This is a genomic window from Paraburkholderia sp. BL23I1N1 (assembly GCF_003610295.1).
Lineage (GTDB): Bacteria > Pseudomonadota > Gammaproteobacteria > Burkholderiales > Burkholderiaceae > Paraburkholderia.
Genome location: NZ_RAPV01000001.1, coordinates 1,263,415 through 1,280,302 on the forward strand (window position 1 = coordinate 1,263,415; position 16,888 = coordinate 1,280,302).

16 protein-coding genes, 1 tRNA gene and 1 pseudogene are annotated in these 16,888 nt (G+C 62.4%); 9 read left to right on the forward strand and 9 right to left on the reverse strand.

The window, feature by feature from the left end:
* Positions 1–24: 24 nt before the first annotated feature.
* The 3 genes from B0G76_RS05925 to B0G76_RS05935 form a co-directional block, all read right to left on the reverse strand.
* Positions 25–849 carry an ABC transporter permease gene (locus B0G76_RS05925; RefSeq protein ID WP_120290855.1) on the reverse strand — a complete coding sequence of 275 codons (825 nt, stop codon included), beginning with the start codon at positions 847–849 and terminating at the stop codon, positions 25–27.
* A complete protein-coding gene (locus B0G76_RS05930) occupies positions 846–1,925 on the reverse strand; it encodes an ABC transporter substrate-binding protein (RefSeq protein WP_120290857.1) in 1,080 nt (359 codons plus the stop codon). The genes B0G76_RS05925 and B0G76_RS05930 overlap by 4 nt, the downstream gene beginning before the upstream one ends.
* Before the next feature lie 66 nt (positions 1,926–1,991).
* On the reverse strand, positions 1,992–3,062 hold the full coding sequence (locus B0G76_RS05935; RefSeq protein WP_120290859.1) for a LacI family DNA-binding transcriptional regulator: 1,071 nt from the start codon (positions 3,060–3,062) through the stop codon (positions 1,992–1,994).
* 182 nt (positions 3,063–3,244) lie between these two features.
* Here B0G76_RS05935 and B0G76_RS05940 point away from each other — a divergent pair.
* Positions 3,245–3,329: transfer RNA gene (locus B0G76_RS05940), tRNA-Leu, on the forward strand.
* A 134-nt stretch (positions 3,330–3,463) separates the two neighbouring features.
* Here the strand turns inward: B0G76_RS05940 and B0G76_RS43505 are convergent.
* Positions 3,464–3,781 (reverse strand): YSC84-related protein, encoded by a 318-nt coding sequence (locus B0G76_RS43505; protein ID WP_259460515.1) that lies wholly within the window; start codon positions 3,779–3,781, stop codon positions 3,464–3,466.
* Here B0G76_RS43505 and B0G76_RS43510 point away from each other — a divergent pair.
* Positions 3,780–3,932 (forward strand): hypothetical protein, encoded by a 153-nt coding sequence (locus B0G76_RS43510; RefSeq protein ID WP_259460516.1) that lies wholly within the window; start codon positions 3,780–3,782, stop codon positions 3,930–3,932. The two genes, B0G76_RS43505 and B0G76_RS43510, sit on opposite strands and share 2 nt — an antisense overlap.
* Before the next feature lie 469 nt (positions 3,933–4,401).
* Here B0G76_RS43510 and B0G76_RS05950 read toward each other — a convergent pair whose 3' ends face one another.
* A complete protein-coding gene (locus tag B0G76_RS05950; protein ID WP_147394008.1) occupies positions 4,402–6,165 on the reverse strand; it encodes a hypothetical protein in 1,764 nt (587 codons plus the stop codon).
* Here B0G76_RS05950 and B0G76_RS05955 point away from each other — a divergent pair.
* Positions 6,163–6,867 (forward strand): annotated as a pseudogene (locus B0G76_RS05955) (ATP-binding cassette domain-containing protein); the annotation flags it as partial. The gene B0G76_RS05950 and the pseudogene B0G76_RS05955 sit on opposite strands and share 3 nt — an antisense overlap.
* Positions 6,868–7,026: 159 nt before the next feature.
* Here the strand turns inward: B0G76_RS05955 and B0G76_RS05960 are convergent.
* Entirely contained in the window at positions 7,027–7,464 is a 438-nt protein-coding gene (locus tag B0G76_RS05960) for a MarR family winged helix-turn-helix transcriptional regulator (RefSeq protein ID WP_120290863.1), read from the reverse strand.
* Positions 7,465–7,689: 225 nt separating this feature from the next.
* On the opposite strand from B0G76_RS05960, the gene B0G76_RS05965 reads away from it, so the two are divergent.
* Entirely contained in the window at positions 7,690–8,193 is a 504-nt protein-coding gene (locus B0G76_RS05965; RefSeq protein WP_120296233.1) for a M48 family metallopeptidase, read from the forward strand.
* Between the two features lie 57 nt (positions 8,194–8,250).
* On the opposite strand, the gene B0G76_RS05970 is transcribed toward B0G76_RS05965, so the two are convergent.
* Positions 8,251–10,569 carry an FdhF/YdeP family oxidoreductase gene (locus tag B0G76_RS05970; RefSeq protein ID WP_120290865.1) on the reverse strand — a complete coding sequence of 773 codons (2,319 nt, stop codon included), beginning with the start codon at positions 10,567–10,569 and terminating at the stop codon, positions 8,251–8,253.
* Positions 10,570–10,748: 179 nt separating this feature from the next.
* Here B0G76_RS05970 and B0G76_RS05975 point away from each other — a divergent pair, with 179 nt between their 5' ends.
* Together B0G76_RS05975 and B0G76_RS05980 are read left to right on the forward strand one after the other, a co-directional pair.
* Positions 10,749–12,188 carry a PLP-dependent aminotransferase family protein gene (locus B0G76_RS05975; RefSeq protein WP_120290867.1) on the forward strand — a complete coding sequence of 480 codons (1,440 nt, stop codon included), beginning with the start codon at positions 10,749–10,751 and terminating at the stop codon, positions 12,186–12,188.
* A 59-nt stretch (positions 12,189–12,247) separates the two neighbouring features.
* Positions 12,248–12,556 carry a helix-turn-helix domain-containing protein gene (locus B0G76_RS05980; protein ID WP_120290869.1) on the forward strand — a complete coding sequence of 103 codons (309 nt, stop codon included), beginning with the start codon at positions 12,248–12,250 and terminating at the stop codon, positions 12,554–12,556.
* A gap of 108 nt (positions 12,557–12,664) precedes the next feature.
* On the opposite strand, the gene B0G76_RS05985 is transcribed toward B0G76_RS05980, so the two are convergent.
* A complete protein-coding gene (locus B0G76_RS05985) occupies positions 12,665–13,414 on the reverse strand; it encodes an SDR family oxidoreductase (RefSeq protein ID WP_120290871.1) in 750 nt (249 codons plus the stop codon).
* A gap of 268 nt (positions 13,415–13,682) precedes the next feature.
* Between B0G76_RS05985 and B0G76_RS05990 the strand changes: the two genes are divergently transcribed.
* Both B0G76_RS05990 and B0G76_RS05995 read left to right on the forward strand, forming a co-directional pair.
* A complete protein-coding gene (locus B0G76_RS05990) occupies positions 13,683–14,813 on the forward strand; it encodes a BMP family ABC transporter substrate-binding protein (RefSeq protein ID WP_120290873.1) in 1,131 nt (376 codons plus the stop codon).
* Positions 14,814–14,862: 49 nt separating this feature from the next.
* The gene (locus B0G76_RS05995) at positions 14,863–15,411 is read left to right on the forward strand and encodes a nucleoside deaminase (protein WP_120290875.1); all 549 of its coding nucleotides are present in this window, start codon (positions 14,863–14,865) and stop codon (positions 15,409–15,411) included.
* A gap of 2 nt (positions 15,412–15,413) precedes the next feature.
* Here B0G76_RS05995 and B0G76_RS06000 read toward each other — a convergent pair whose 3' ends face one another.
* Positions 15,414–15,977 (reverse strand): lysozyme inhibitor LprI family protein, encoded by a 564-nt coding sequence (locus tag B0G76_RS06000; protein ID WP_120290877.1) that lies wholly within the window; start codon positions 15,975–15,977, stop codon positions 15,414–15,416.
* Between the two features lie 170 nt (positions 15,978–16,147).
* Here B0G76_RS06000 and B0G76_RS06005 point away from each other — a divergent pair, with 170 nt between their 5' ends.
* Positions 16,148–16,846, forward strand: a complete 699-nt coding sequence (locus B0G76_RS06005; RefSeq protein WP_120290879.1) for an SH3 domain-containing protein — start codon at positions 16,148–16,150, stop codon at positions 16,844–16,846.
* The last annotated feature ends 42 nt before the right edge of the window (positions 16,847–16,888 follow it).

Here is a 16,888-nt window from a genome sequence, read left to right on the forward strand (position 1 = left end):
TGTCATCGGATTGGGACACGCTGCTCATGCGCTCGCCGCGACAGCCGAGCCGCTCACGCTGCGAGCGAACGCCAGCACGGCCCATGTGACGATACCCAGCACGATGGACAGGCCGGCGGCGGTCACCATGTTCGCGTTCAGCGTGAATTCGGTATAGATGGTCATCGGCAATACGTCGAGGTCGGTGGCCAGTGTGAAGGCAGTGCCGAAGGCGCCCATCGCGGTCGCGAAACAGATCGCGCCCGCCGCGATCAGACCCGGCGACAACGCGGGCAGCACGATGTCGCGCGTGATACGCCACGGCGATGCGCCAAGCGAACGCGCGGCTTCTTCGAGCGAGGCATCGAGCTTGGTCGCCGACGCCATCACGGTGACGATCACGCGGGGAATCGAGAAGTACAGGTAGCCGAGGAAGAGGCCGCTCATCGAGTAAGCGAACACCCAGCGGTCGCCGGTGAGTTTCAACGACAAGGCACCGATCAAACCCTGGCGTCCTGCCAGCATGATCACCATGAAGCCGACCACGACACCTGGGAATGCCAACGGAAATGTCAGCAACGCGAGCAGCGTGCGCTTGAGCGCAAACTCACGGCGCGCCAGCAGCAAGCCGGCGATCACCGAGAGCACCAGGGTTGCCGCCGTGACCGCCGCGGACAATACGACGGTCGCGCCGAGGCTCGACATGTAGCGCGGATTCGTCAGCATCGCGCGATAGGTCGAGAACGCGTGACCGTCGCCGCTGATTTGCGCGAGCGTGCCCATCGGCAGCAGCCAGAATGCGATGAAAACCGCCAGCGCCGGCGCGATCAATGCGATGCGCCAGCGCAGCGGGAACGTGACGTCGTTCAATGCATCACCTGGAGATAGCGCTCGCCGAAGCTCGACTGTTTCTCGGCCATCTTGCCGAAGTCGACCGGTTTGGCACGGGCATAGTCGCTTGCAGGCAGGAATTTCGCGGCGGTTTCCGGGCTCATTGCATTCGCGCGTACCGGACGCAAATAAGCGTCGGCCCACAATTTCTGGCCTTCGTCCGACAGCACGAAATCGAGCACCTTCTTGCCGTTCGCTTCATGCGGCGCGCCCTTTACGAGACTCATCACGTACGGCACCGAGATCGTGCCTTCCTTCGGAATCACGAATTCGACGTTGGCGTGATCCTTGTACTTCGCGCGGTAGGCGTCGAAGTCGTAGTCGAGCAGGATCGGGATCTCGCCGGACATCACGCGCGCGTAGGCGGTCTGCTTCGGCACGATCGGCGCATTGGCCTTCAGCTTGCGGAACCAGTCGAGGCCCGGCTCGAAGTTATCGAGCGTGCCGCCGAGCGCTTGATTGACCGCGACCGCGCCCGCATAGCCGACAAACGCGCTGGACGGATCGAGGTAGCCAATCATGCCTTTGTACTCAGGCTTCAGGAGGTCGGCCCACGAACGCGGGACCGGCTTGCCTTCGAGCGCGTCCTTGTTGACGAAAAAGCCCAGCGTGCCCGAGTGGATCGTGAACCAGTAGCCTTGCGGGTCCTTCATGTTGGCCGGAATGTCGTCCCAGTGCGCGGGCTTGTATGGTTGGATCACGCCTTTGTCTTTTGCCTGGAACGCCGACGACACGCCCAGATACACCACGTCCGCGACCGGGCTCTTCTGCTCGGCCATCAGTTGCGCAATCGATTGGCCGGAGTTCTTGTTGTCGAACGGCACGCGAATGCCGGTCTTTTGCTGGATCGCCTTGATCTGGCTTGCCCAGTCAGCCCATTCGGGCGGGCAGTTGTAGCAGATCGCGGTTTCGTCGGCATGGGCCGCTTGCGGCGCGAGGGCGGCGAGCGCGGCGGTGACGATCATGCCTGCCGAGAGCGCGGCGGCCGCTGCGCGGGCGAGGCGGCGCCAGAGCGGTTTAATCGAAGAAGCAAGGCGTGTTGAAGAGCGGATCACTGCGGGTCTCCTGGAGAGGAAGAGAGCGGGTGGTTCGGAGTTCGAAGTAGAGGACGACACAACGCTTTATGCAAAAGGTTTTTCGGCCGACGTCGAAGCATGCGCTGGCGGATTGTCGGTGCGGTTCGAAATCGCCGCGATGGTGGCGCCTTCGCGCAAGCTGTGCGGCAAGGTCAGCGTGGGCGACGTTTCCCCGAGTGTTTCGTACGTGCCGGTGACGCGGGCCAGCAAACGCCGCCAGGCGGCGCAGCCGATTTCCCGATTCGGCGCGCAGACGCTTGCCAACGGCGGCGACAGCAATTCGCCCATCGCGAGCCCGTCGAAGCCGAGAATAGACATGTCGCGCGGAATCTGCAGACGCGCACGGCGCAGGCCGCGCATCACGACCATGGCGAGCAGATCGTTGCTGCAGAAGAGGGCGGTGGGGCGATTCGGGCCGCTGGTCAGATGAGCGAGCACGGACGGCGACAGTTCGTCGGCGTTGAAATCGACTTCGAGCGCGGGCACGGGGGTGAGGCCGGCCTGCTGCATCGCCTGCGCGTAGCCGAGATGCCGTTGACGGGCACGGTCCGAGGCGGCGAGCGTGCCGGCGAGCATCAGGATGCGACGATGGCCGTGGGCGATCAGCATGCGCACGCCATCGAACGCGGCGAGGCGGTTGTCGACCGAGACCGACGGACGCCGCACGGTGTCGTTGTGCATCAGCACGTAGAGCAGGCCGGCGCGGTCGAGCTCGTCGAGCAACGGATGCGTATCGGCATCGGCGACGGTCAGGATCAGGCCTTCCACCCGATGTTCGCGCAGCGTTTCAATGGCGTGGCGTTCGCGGTCGGCATCGTACTGGGTGGTCATCAGCATGAGCCGGTAGCCTTCTGCCGCGGCGAGCTCGTCGATGCCTTGCAAGCATTCGGCGAAAACAGGGTTGGCGATCGTCGGCAGGATCACGCCGATCAGGCGCGTGCGCTCGCCGCGCAACTGCCGGCCCAGCGGGCTGGGGCGGAAATTGAAGGCGTCGATGGATTGACGCACTTTGTCGAGCGTGACCGGGTTCACGGTGTGCGGCGCGTTGATCGCGCGCGAGACAGTGGCGATGGAGAAGCCCGCGTGGGCGGCGACATCTTTGATCGTTGGGATCATGGTTTCCGCTCGAGATGTAAACGTTTTCGTGAGCGGATTATCAGGAACGTTTGTGACTTGCGGATGACTCCAATTTTTGGCTTTGCAGGACGGGGGTGGGGGTGGGCCGCGGCTGGATTGCGCCGGTTTGGTGCGCTCGCCGGGCAGTGGTAGAATTCGCGTCCACGTGCGGTTCAGCCCCTGCCGGGGTGATGAAATTGGTAAACATAGCGGACTTAAAATCCGCCGCTTCACGGCTTGCCGGTTCGAGTCCGGTCCCCGGCACCAAGAAGCCTTCCGACAAATTCCCGTGAAATCCACAAAATGGCCGTCATAGAGGGATTTTCGGGTTTTTTGTTGCCTTGTGTTCCCGGGTTGTCGATGTGCAGCCGATAGTTACCAAGTCTCTTCACGCGCAACGTTCAAGCTGCGCGAGAGGGGCCGCACGCCGGGTCACGGTGTGTATTTGGTGATTTTTGTCCTTGCACACCCAGGCCTGCCATCAATCCTTGCTGACCGTAGATGAACGCATAGACGTCGGATTTCAACGTGGTGGTGGTCATCGATTTACCCATCCCCGCGTCCACGACCACGACGCTCGGGCCGACGCCGACCGACCATCCGTCGCTCGTGTTGAGGTAGTTGATGGCTGAATCGCTCATCAGAAACACGGCTTCAGAAAAGGTTTGTCCGCCAGCCTGCAATCCCCAGGAGACAGCTCGGGCGGTGTAGTAGCCCATGACTGTTCCATCGGGGGCGAACATCACCCCCCTTGCCGCGTTGCGCGCCGGCAATGAATCCCACTTTCAGAATATCGGGGAATACCAGAACCGCTTTGGCCAGTTGCTGAAGTTGCTGTGTCCGTGGCGCATCGCTGACAAGTTGTTGTAGTGCGGCGCGTGCCTTTGCTTCGAGTTCCGGGTCGGTTCCCGGCGCCGATCCTGTCTGCTGTGTCGAACATGAGACCGCCACAAGCAGAAGCGGCACTGCGAGGATAAGCCGAAGGTACTTGAACATGTTCGTGCTCCATTCAGGGAAATGACGTCACGGTGTGAACGTGGTTCGCGCGCCGGATTGTTCACGGCGTGAAAAGACTGTGATCGTGCGGTCGGTACCGGTCGCAGGACGCGTCGATTGAAATAGATAGTGGTGTTGACGACCCGTAAAGACAATTGGACCTTGGTCCAATATCGCGCCGTGCTGTCCGTGCGTGCCGTCCGTGTATGTCACGGCGAAGACTTACTGCGACGTTCCTGGGGGCGTTCTCAGCAACGTGCAACGGTGCGGCATGCCACCGCCGCAATCTCGTCGCGGCACCTGGTTTGCCACAGGCCATGCGCGCTTCTGGCGGGCGTCGTTGCTAGCGGCGGAAACCTCCGCCTCCACCGCCTCCACCACCTCCAAATCCTCCACCCCGCGCACCCATGCCGCCGCCTGCGGCGCGACCGGCGCCTGCGGATTGGGCGTAGCGTTGGGTCTGTGCGGCGCCTCGCTGCCGGTTCTGCATCTCCTGATTAAGATCGGCGGAGGAGGGTTGCGCACTGGCCCGGTTGATTCCACCGGCGGACCTTTGAGGTTGAGCGGTGGGCGTCGCCGGAGAACGCGCTTGCTGGTTGGCCTGGGTGGTCTGCTGCGGCGTCCGCACGTTATTGGGCTGGCCCGCAGCGGCACGCGGCTGCTGATTGTTCGGGGTATTTTTCGCCGCGGTTGCCGCGTTGGTGGATTGCGTGTTGGTTGCGCGATTCGGCTGGGCGTTCTGCTGAAGGGCGGGCGCGTTCGCCGTGCCTGCCGTTTGCCGTGTTTGCGTGCCTGCAGGTTTTTGCGCAGTTGCCTGGGACACCGATTGAGAAGTCGGCTTGTTCACCGTGGACCAGGAGCCGTTGTCGTACTTCTGCCAACTGCCGCTGGTGTTCTTGTAGACGTTCCCGTCCCGTCCTGCATACAGATCGCCGTTAGCGGTCTTACCCGCGACCGCGCGGCCGTTCGCCGTGCTGCCGGCGACGGCGTTGCCGCCTGCGGAATTCTGATAACGCGCAACCGTGCCATTCGCGGTGGTGGTGTGTTGCGCCGCGGCCCATTGATTGCCCTTCGTCACGATCGAGCTACCCCATTGGCCGTAGGCGTTCGATCCCTGATGGGTTGCCGCGTAGGCGCCGGTGTAGGGGTTATAGGCCTGGGCGACGCTCGCGCTGCCGTATCGTCCCGAGGCCGTCGCGCCGCGTGCGTAGGTGCCCGTATAAGGATTGTACGAAGCGCCCCATCTTGCGCTGCCAGCGGGACCATAGACGCCACCACGTACGCCGCTTGCACCCGTATAGGGGTTATAAGCCGGATACCCGTAAGGCGCGGGACGCGGATAGTAGACCGGATACGGCCCGTAGCCGATGCGTACATAAGGCGGATAGTAATAACCGTTGCCTTGCGCCACGATCGCACCGATCGCGGCGCCGGCGATGAACATGCCGAGATATCCGGCGGTATAGCTCGCCTGAACCGTGCCGCCCGGCACGACCTGCTGGGTCACGTAAGTCACGTTATAGACAGGCGACGCCGGCGGGATCGTATAAATCACTTGCGGCACAGAAGTACTGGTCGTCCACGGTCCGCTGGGCGATGGCGAGTCGAACCATACGCCGCGTGAACACAGGTAATAGTGATTCTGGACCTTGATGATCTTGTCGGGCGTGTTGGTCGCATAGGCGAGCGGCGTGCCTTCAATCGGTGCGAATTGCGGCTCGCCGCTGTAGGCGACTTTGATCTCCGCCGCCGCTGCGACAGGGTTCACCTCGACGGTCGTTGGAATCTGTGCGAGCAGTACCGCGTCGTTCGCCTCGGGGGTGCCCGGTACCGAAGCGAGCACGCGCGAAGCGGGGCTATCCCGGGGAATTTTGGCGAAATCGGCGGGCAGCTTGTCGGTCGCGTAAGTCCATGGACCGCTGGGCGCGGACGCTGAGAACCAGCGGCCGGCGGTCAGATAGTAATGAGTCTTTGTCGGCGTATAGACGAATACGTCGCTGTCCGTGTTCTTCGCGAATACCAGCGCGGTTCCAGGGATCGTGCTGTAGACCGGTTGACCGTCGAAGCTGATCAGATCAGCGGGCGTGCCGCTATAGAACACCCTCATCTGAAAGAGTCCGCGTTGCCCGCCACCGAGCATGGCGGCATCAACCTGCATTACGTCGACGAGAGTCAACTCGCCACGCACAACCTCACGCTTGCATTGCCCAACGGCGAGACACTTGCGAGCGTGCGCGACATTGTCGTCGAGCCCGGTTCGCGATGGCTCGTGCGCGGGCCGTCGGGCGCGGGCAAAAGCACACTGCTGCGCGCGCTGGCGGGTCTGTGGCCGTTCGGAAACGGCTCGATCGACGCACCTGTGAGCGCGCGCATGATGTTCGTTCCGCAGCAGAGCTACCTGCCGGTGGGCACCCTGAAGGCGGGGCTCACTTACCCCGCAGCGGCCGCCGGCTTCAGCGACGAGGAATGTTGCGAGGCGCTGCGTCTGTGCCGGCTTGAAGGCTACATTGACCGATTGAACGAGTCCCACCCGTGGTGGCGCGTTCTTTCTCCCGGTGAGCAACAGCGGCTAGCGGCTGCACGCGTGCTGATGCACAAGTCTGACTACGTGTTCCTCGACGAAGCAACGAGTGCGCTCGACACGGAAAACGAAGCGCATCTATATCGCCTGTTGACCGAACGACTGCCGGAAGCGGCGATTGTCAGTGTCACGCACCGCAAGTCGCTTGCCGGATTCCACCAGGAGACCCTTGATATCGCAAGTACTCGCGAGAACACAGTGGCATATTCGCGGCCACCGTCTTCATGACCGTTTGACAGCAGGGGTGGCGCTGCAAGCTTTTCGCTTCCATCGATACCTGAATTCAAATACCCCGGCAGTCCTAATCGCTACATCCGTCGCGCCAGCGTTTCGGACGGGATTCGCCGAATCGTTTCTTGTATTCGATCGAAAATCGCCCCGCGCGACTCAGTCGCCGACGAATTTGCGAAGCAGGCGGCGCAACTCCTCGAACTCGGCCTTGGTGAATTTCTTCAATCGGGCGTTCAGCACTTGCGGCGCGATTTCCGGAATCTGGGCCGCAATTTCTTCGCCCTTCGCCGTCAGCGTCAGATTGACCACGCGACGATCGTCGCCGCTGCGCGAGCGTTCCAGCAAACCGCTGGTTTCCAGCTTGTCCAGCATGCGTGTCATCAGGCCCGTGTCGATTCCGAGCAGCTTCGACAGTTCGAACGGTGTGGACGCCACGCCGCGTCGCATTGAAAGCAGGATGCCCATCTGCTGGCTGGTGATGCCGAGGTCCTTGAGCGCCGCGTCCATTTCCCCGGTGATCAGGTTGCGCGCCTTGGTCAGCGTGAAACCGACGCTTTGCGTGAGCGTGAAATTTTTGGACGTGTAGTGGTCCATGGCGGTTCCTTGATGTGTTGACGTTCACAGTAACTGATATGTCAGATATTGGCAACAAAAAATTCAACCAGCACAATCGCGAAGTATGCATTAAGATCGCTCGCAAACGAGCTTCCAACGCACATGAATTGGTTCCCGGCAAAGCGGCAGCAAGGTCATTGCGTCGCACCGCCTCTGCCGCGCGGCACGCAACCCGTGCCGTCGCCAATCGCAAAGAACACCACCATGCAACACCTGAAATACCTGACCGGCTACCCGCCGGCGCTGCAGGAAAAAGTCAGAAAGCTGATAGTCGAGGAGCAGCTGGGTCCTTATCTGGCGAAGCGGTACCCCGACACGCACGAGGTGCAAACAGACCGGGCCCTGTACGAGTACTGCGCGGATCTGAAGCGCGAACATCTTCGCAACGGTGCGCAAATCGATAAAGTCGCCTACGACGGCAAGCTCGATGTCGTGCGCCACGCGCTCGGCCTGCACACGAGCATTTCGCGTGTGCAGGGCGGCAAACTGAAGGCGAAGAAGGAAATCCGCATTGCGTCGCTATTCAAGGACGCCGCGCCGGAATTTCTGAAGATGATCGTCGTGCATGAACTCGCGCATCTGAAAGAGAGCGATCACAACAAGGCGTTCTACCGCCTTTGCGAGTTCATGCAACCGGGCTACCACCAGATTGAATTTGATCTGCGCTTACATCTGACGTATCGCGATCTGAAGAAAAATCAGGCGTGAGCGGCAAGCGCCAGGAGTGGCGCTCGCCAACTGCAACGCGACACCGCAGCGACACCTTCAGGCAGCAACCGCATCGACCACCGCCGACTCCGTCAACAACACCGGAATCGACTTCGAGGTCGGCGTGCCCGCGCCATCGGCCACCGAAGAAAGCGGCACCAACGGATTGGTTTCCGGGTAGTAAGCGCCGAGGCATCCGCGCGGAATGTCGTACTCCACCAGCAGGAACCCGGCCGCGTGACGCTCGATCCCGTCGGCCCATACGCTTGTGATATCCACGCGCTGACCCGCAGCGAAACCCAGCATCGCAAGATCGTCCTTGTTGGCGAACAGCACGCGCCGCTGTCCATACACGCCGCGATAACGATCGTCGAGGCCGTAAATCGTCGTGTTGTACTGATCATGTGAACGCGTCGTCATCAAGGTCATCAGACGCTCGCCGTGCTCCGCGCGCGCCCGATGAATCGGCGTGTCGACGTCAATCGCGTGCACCAGGAATTGCGCCTTGCCGCTCGGCGTTTTCCAGATCCGCTCGCGCGAAGCCACACCCAGGTGAAAACCGCCTGGGTTCTTCAGCCGCTCGTTGTAGTCCTGGAAACCTTCGATCACCTGCGCAATGCCGTCGCGAATCAACGCATAGTCGGCGGCCTGGGCGAGCCAGTCGACCTTGCCGCTGCCGAGCGTGGCGTGCGCCATGCGCGCGACGATCGCAATCTCCGACAGCAGATTTTCCGAGGCCGGCTTGTTCATGCCGTACGAGATGTGCACCATGCTCATCGAATCCTCGACACTTACGCCTTGCGCCACACCGTTTTGCAGATCGATTTCGGTGCGCCCGAGCGTCGGCAGAATCAGTGCGTCGCGGCCATGTACGAGGTGGCTGCGGTTCAGCTTGGTCGTGATGTGCACGGTCAGATCGCACGAACGCATCGCTTCCCACGTACGCGGTGTGTCCGGCGTCGCGATCGAGAAGTTGCCGCCGAGGCCGATGAACACCTTCACCTTGCCGTCGAGCATCGCCTGGATCGTGTTGACGACGTCGAGCCCATGCTCGCGCGGCGGCTCGAAATCGTAGACTTCACCGAGCCGGTCGAGGAACGCCTGAGTCGGCCGTTCTTCAATGCCGACCGTGCGGTCGCCCTGCACATTCGAGTGTCCACGCACCGGGCACAAACCTGCGCCGCGACGGCCGATATTGCCGCGCATCATCATCAGGTTCGACAGAATCTGCACCGTCGGCACAGAGTTCTTATGCTGCGTGAGGCCCATGCCCCACGTCGAAATCACCGCGCGGCCCTTCACGTAGATGTCGGCAAGCTTCAGCACGTCTTCAAACGGCACGCCCGATTCGGCGACGATGGCGTCCCAGCTTTCGGCACGCAAATCGTCGGCGAACGCGTCGAAGCCGACCGCGTGTTCGGCGATGAACGCGACGTCGAGCACACGCGCGAGACCGGAGGCCAACGCTTCGTCGTCGAGTTCGATCACGCGCTTGGCGACGCCCTTGATCAGCGCGAAATCGCCGCCGACTTTCGGCCGGATGAATACCGAGCTGATTTTCGTGCTGCCCATCGTGATCATCTCGACCGGATGCTGCGGGCTGGCAAAGCGCTCGAGTCCCCGTTCCTTGAGCGGATTGATCGACACAATGGTCGCGCCGCGCTTCGCGCACTCGCGTAGCTCGCCGAGCATCCGTGGATGGTTGGTCGCCGGATTCTGGCCGAAGATCAGGAGCGTGTCGGCGTGCTCGAAGTCGTCGAGCGTGACCGTGCCCTTGCCGATGCCGACCGTGTGCGGCAAGCCGCGGCTGGTCGCTTCGTGGCACATGTTCGAGCAATCGGGAAAATTGTTGGTGCCGTACATTCGCACGAACAACTGGTACAGAAAGGCGGCTTCGTTGCTGGCGCGGCCCGACGTGTAGAAGGCGGCGCTGTCGGGATTATCGAGCCGCTTCAGGTGAGCGGCGATCAGGTCGAAGGCTTCGTCCCAGCCGATCGGCACGTAGCGGTCGCGCACGGTGTCGTAGACAAGCGGGTCGGTCAGGCGGCCGTGTTGTTCCAGTTCGAAATCCGACTGCGCCATCAGTTCTTCGACCGTGTGTTGCTCGAAGAACGCCGGCGTCACGCGCTTGCTGGTTGCCTCGGCGGCCACCGCCTTGACGCCGTTCTCGCAGAACTCGAAGGTCGACGCATGCTCGCGATCCGGCCATGCGCACCCCGGGCAGTCGAAGCCGTCCGGCTGATTCTGCTTGAGCAGCATCCGGTAGTCGCCGCCTGTCACCTTTTCCTTGAGGAGGTTGATGGCGACGTATTTGAGGGCGCCCCAGCCGGCGGCGGGATGCGTATACGGTTCGATGCGAGCTTCGGGTTTCTTCATGATCTTGCCGCGGGATGTGGCTTGGGTGACTTGAGCGAGGCTTTTATGCCGATGCACAGAAGCCTACTGTGTTCCAAAAGCAGCGCAGCATACAGAAAATCGGAAAGGGAAGGGATACAGTTGCGGGATATTTGTCATAGACTGGTGTTCCCGCCCACGCGTTTGTTCGAGCCCGGTCCTTGACACTGTACGAAAAACTCGCCGATGAAATGACCGAAGCCGTGCGCCGCGGCGTATTCGCGGCGGGCGAGCGGATTCCGTCGGTACGGCAGGCGAGCCAGCAGCATGGCGTTAGCATCAAGACCGTGCTGCACGCGTACGCATTGCTGGAAAGCCGGGGGATAGTCGAGACCCGTCCGCAGTCGGGCTATTTCGTGCGTGGTGACGTGGTGGCGGCGACGGCGGCCGCACTCAATGAGCCGCGTCTGAGCCGCCAGCCGGCGGCCCAAACACCGCCGGTGGCCGCCGCGGTCGACGTGAGCCGGCTCGTGCTGTCGACCCTGCGCAGCATCCGCGCGCACGACGCCGTGCCGCTCGGCTCGCCGTACCCCGATCCGTCACTGTTCCCATGGCGGCGCATCAACCAGTACGCGAACGCGATCGCCCGGCGCCACGCGAGCTGGAATCTGATCGACGACCTGCCGCCCGGCAATCCCGAGCTGATCCGACAGATCGCGCGGCGCTATGCCGAAAACGGCGTGCCGGTCGATCCGGACGAAATCGTCATCACGCTCGGCGCGACCGAGGCGATCAACCTCAGCTTGCAGGCAGTCGCCAAGCCGGGCGATACGGTCGCCGTCGAATCGCCCACTTACTACGCGATGCTGCACGCCATCGAGCGTCTCGGCATGCGCGCCATCGAAGTGGCGACGCATCCGGTCCACGGCATCGATATCGAAGCGTTGGCTGAGATCATCGCCCGGCAGAAGATCGCCGCGTGCATGGTGATGCCGAACTTCCAGAATCCGCTCGGCTTCCAGATGCCGGACGCGCGCAAGCGGCAACTGGTCGAACTGCTCGCCGCGCACGAGATTCCCGCTATCGAGAACGATGTCTATCAGGAGCTGTACTTCGGCGAGGTGCGGCCGTCGACGTTGAAGAACTTCGATGCCAAGGGGCTGGTGCTGCATTGCGCGTCGTTTTCGAAAAGCCTGACCGCGTCGTACCGGATCGGTTGGGCGATGCCGGGGCGCTACCGCGCGCAGGTCGAGAAGTTGAAGTTTCTCAATACGCTGACTACGCCTTCGGTGCCGCAAGTCGCCGTTGCCGATTATCTTCGGCAGGACGGCTACGACCGGCATCTGCGGCATGTGCGCAAGCTCTACCGGCAGCAGGCGAGCATCATGATGGCGATGGTGCAGCGGTTCTTTCCGGCAGGCACGCGCATGTCGACGCCGCAAGGCGGGTACGTGCTGTGGGTGGAATTACCCGAACGGGTCGATTCGATGCGGCTCTATCAGGCGGCGCTCGCGCGCAGCATCACAATCGGGCCGGGCATGATGTTTTCGATGCGCGACGATTTTCGCCATTTCATCCGGCTCAATTACAGCTATCCGTGGACGGCGCAGACCGAGGCGGCCTTGAAGACGCTGGGTGAACTGGTGGCGCAGATGGCTTGATAGGTCCTTGGGAAAGCGACGAAAGCAAAAAGAGCGACAAGAGCGAGGAGACATTCACGATGGAAGACGACGATCTCGATCCGGTGCTCGTGGCCGTGCTGGCGCAGTTGTGGCGCGCGTATCAGGAAACGCCTGGCGGCGCGTGGTCGCTCGCCAAGCTTTCCAAGCAGGCGAACGTGCCGATGAGCGGCCTGCGGCGGCAGTTGACGGCGCTGGTCGACGGCGGCCTGGTGGATACCACCTTCAACGAGGAAGGCACGGGCACGGCGCGCTTAAGCGAGATCGGCCTGGGCTTGTGTGCGGAATTGTTCGGCGAAGACGGTCCGCCCGACGATGAGCAGGCGGACCCGCCGCCACAGGTTCACTGAATTGCGTTGCGGCTGAGTCCGGCGCGAGGGCGACCGTTGCCCCCTCGCGTGTTTCCCGGCGGCCGGCGGCCGCGTCATGCCTCTGCCGCGACCGCTCCGCCTGTGGTCTTAAAGCTGGCTCATACCGCCATCGGCGATGATTTCCGTGCCGACGATAAAGGCCGACTCCGGCGCCGCCAGGTGCAGCACCGTCGAGGCGATCTCCTCCGGCGTGCCGAAGCGCCCGGCCGGAATCTGGCTGAGAATCTGCGCGGCGGTTGCTTCGAGCGTAGCGGCGTCGAGACCGAGCTTGCCGTACAGCGGCGTTTGCACCGGTCCCGGACTCACGACGTTGACGCGCACACCCAGGGGCAGCAATTCCGACGACAACGTCCTGGCCAGCGAGATCACCGCCGCCTTGCTCGCGGCATAGACCGAGGAGGCCGGCATGCCGATACGCGCGTTGATCGAACCGTTGATGACGATCGAAGCGCCACGATTGAGCAAGGGCAGCAGCGACTGGATCTGGAAGTAGGCGCCTTTGACATTCGTGTTGAACATCGCGTCCCAGAAGGCTTCGTCGACATCCGGGAAGGCGGCGAACTTCGCGGTGCCGGCGTTCACAAACACCGCATCGAGCCGGATACCGGCGGCGCTGATTGCTGCCGCCAGTTCGCGCGCCGAAGCGATCGAGCCGGCGTCGTTACGCACGGCGATAGCGTTGGCGCCGAGTGCCGCCTTCGCGGTTTCGAGCGCGTCAGCGTCGCGGCCGGTAATGACGACACGGGCGCCTTCGTCGGCAAACGCCTTCGCGGTTGCAAAGCCGATACCGCTGCTGCCGCCGGTGACGAGAACCGATTTACCTTGGAAGCGAGTCATTTTGTTTCTCCGAAAGAGTGTTACGGGTTGGTGTAAGTGATATTGCGCTTGCGCTGAGCGCTTGCCGTACCACTTTGTCGATGTACATGTTCGATAGTATCGAACATGTTTTATGGGTACCAAAATAAGTATTTCGTTATGGGCGAGATAACTGAAAATAATTTTTCCGCTGAAATTGACCTTCGAATATGGCCCCCTATGCTGGAGCTTCGCCCGGGGCAGTCCCGGGCGTTGTGGCCGGCACCTGGAAACCAACTTCGGAGAATTCATGAAAGCAACGCTGGCGCGAGTGCGGCATCACTCATTGCGCATCAAAACCGTGCGGACCCTTCTCGCCGCAGCGCTTGGCGCGTCCCTCGCGTTTGCCGCCGGAGCGGCGGCCGCCGCGAGCACGCAGCCGCTCGGCATCGCCTTCGTCTACCTCGGTAATCCGGGCGACGCCGGCTGGACCTACGCCCACGAGCAGGGCGTGAAAGAGGTCGAGGCGAAATTCGGCGACAAGATCAAGGTGACGCGCGTCGAGAACGTGCCGGAGTCGGCGGATTCGGAGCGCGTGTTTCGCGATCTGGCGTCCAAAGGCAACAAGATCGTGGTCGGCTCGAGCTTCGGCTTCCAGGATTTCGAACTGAAGGTCGCCAAAGACTTCCCGGACGCCGTGTTCGAACATGCAACCGGCTACAAGAAGGCCGCCAACTTCGCCACCTATGACGTGCGGACCTACCAGAGCGCCTACCTGGCCGGGCTGGTCGCCGGTTATACGACGAAGTCCAACACGCTCGGCTTTGTCGGCTCGGTGCCGGTGCCGGAGGTGGTGCGCAACATCAACGCGTTCACGATGGGCGCGCGCTCGGTCAACCCGAACGCGCGCGTGAAGGTGGTGTGGATCAACAGCTGGTTCGATCCGGGCCGCGAAAAGCAGGCCGCCGAGACGCTGATCGGCCAGGGCGCCGACGTGCTGATCCAGAACACCGATTCGACGGCGACGATGCAGACGGCCGAGCAGAAGAAAGTGCATGCATTCGGTTGGGACTCCGACATGAAGAAGTTCGGGCCGAACGCGCAGCTCGGCGCATGTGTGAGCAACTGGGGCGTGTATTACACGCATCTGGTGGAGCAGGTGATGGCGGGTACCTGGAGCAATTCGCCGGTGTGGTGGGGGCTGAAAGAGAAAGCGATCGATCTGGCCGACATCAACACGGACGCGGTGTCGCCGGCGGCGCAAAAGGCGTTGAACCAGAAGCGTGACGACATCATCTCGGGCAAGTTCAATCCGTTTGCCGGTCCGATCGCGGATCAGTCCGGCGTGGTGAAGGTCGCCGCGGGCAAGTCGTTGAGCGACGTGGAACTGCTGCGTTTGAACTGGTTCGTGCAAGGCGTGGATGGTTCGCTGCCGAAGTAACGAATTGCCTGGTTTGCCTAGCTATTATTAAAGTTAAAGGAGATCGCCCGTGAGTCTTACCGTCCCGAACAATGCCGGCGCTGCAGGCGCGGCGGCAAGCTATCCGCCGCAGGGTTTATCGCCGACGCCGGAGCAGATCGTACGGCATCTGCGGCATTCGAGCAGGGTGGCCGAACGGGCGACCCTGCTGGGGCACCATCCGTTCGGCGCGGTGCTGATCGGTCCGGATCAGGAGACCGTGTTGATGGAGCAGGGCAACGTCGACACGGTCAATCACGCCGAGTCGGTGCTGGCGCGCGTGGCGGCGTTGAATTTCACGCCCGAGTACTTGTGGAGTTGCACGTTGTACACATCGGTCGAGCCTTGCTGCATGTGTGCCGGCACGATGCATTGGGCCAACATCGGCCGTGTCGTGTTTGGCATGACCGAGAAGCGCCTGCTGGAGGCGACCGGCGATCATGCCGAGAATCCGACCATGAGCGTGGATTGCCGGTACGTGTTCGACCACTGCCAGAAGCCCGTCGAGGTCATCGGCCCGGTGGTCGAGGTGGAAGAGGAGGTGATGGCAGTACAGCGGCGGTTCTGGAGTGGCAGGTAACGCTATTGCGTTTCCGCCGGCGCGAGCATAGCCAGTCCGCAAAACCAGTCGCCGCCGTGTGGCTGATATTTCCACCGACCCGCGTTCTCCTTGAGCACTGTCGAACACTGGTCATTCATCACGATCCCGGGATTCGCCGGGGTGCATCGAAGCATCGCGGTCTCGGTCTGTTGTAGCGCGGGCATCACCGCCTTACGCTGCGGGTCCGGTTCGGCGCGTCCATCCGGCCTCTCCACGGTTCCCGTTCGCATGCTTTCGATCAACCGTTGCAGTTCTTCGATCCGCGTCGCATACCACGTCCCCAGACACGCCGCATCGCGGCAATTCGCTTCCCGCCACGCCCACTTGCTGTCACTGTCGGTGAGGAAAGCGCGACGGTTGATGACTCGCCGCCGTGCTTTCCAGTACAGTTGCCCCAGCGTGTCATCGAGCTTCGAAAGCGCGGGGTCGTTGCAGATCATCCGTTCGGTGAGCGAGCGTCCCCTGTTGCAATCGAAGCTGGTAGCGTGAGCGGACAGATGCGTCAGCATCAGTGCGGCGGCAAAGATTGGGCGGAAATTTTTCATGGTGGTCCCGGCAGTGCATGGATTTTTCATGCAAGGGATGATCGGCCGAGTCACCGGAAAACAGACGCCCGAGAACAGCGTGAATTCGGGTAGGTGATTACGAAATCTTGCCTTGCGCGGGCCGCGGAAAGGAGTGGGCACCCAGGCGGAACGTGAAAACGGGAGAACGAATGAAACAACACCTCGTGCCATGGCTTTACGCGGCGGCCGGTTTGCTGGCGCTGCCGGCAGTGGCTTCTGCGCAGTCGCAGGCTTACACGAACAGCTCGGTCAACGTACGCGCCGGGCCGGCTCCGGATTACCCGATCGTGACGCAGTTGCCGGGTGGCGTCCCGCTTACGGTGATGGGTTGCATCAGCAATTACCAATGGTGTGACGTTGCCGCTCCGAACCTGCGCGGTTGGGTCTATGCGGCGCGGCTCAGCTATCCCTATCAAGGCAGCAATGTGCCGGTGATGAACTACGGCACGGTGATCGGGCTGCCGATTGTGACGTTTTCGATTGGCACTTACTGGGGCAACTACTATCGGGGACGGCCGTGGTACAGCCAGCAATCCCGCTGGGCGCATCATCATCGGCCGCCGCCGCCGAGACCCGGTGCCGGACGGCCACCAGAGGGCCGTCCGCCAGGAGGGCCGCCGCCGGGGAACGTGGGCGGTCGGCCACCGGGCGGTCAGCAGCCGGGTAATCCAGGCGGGCGTCCACCAGGTAGCCAGCGACCGGGTAATCCGGGCGGCCGGCCGCCGGGCAATGCAGGCGGGCGCCCACCAGGCGGCCAGCAGCCAGGTAATCCGGGTGGACGTCCACCCGGCAATGGGGGCAGTCGACCACCGGGGAACACGAGCGGTCGTCCATCAGGCGGGCAGTAGCCGGGCAATGCCGGTGGTCATCCACCGGAAGGTCGGCAACGC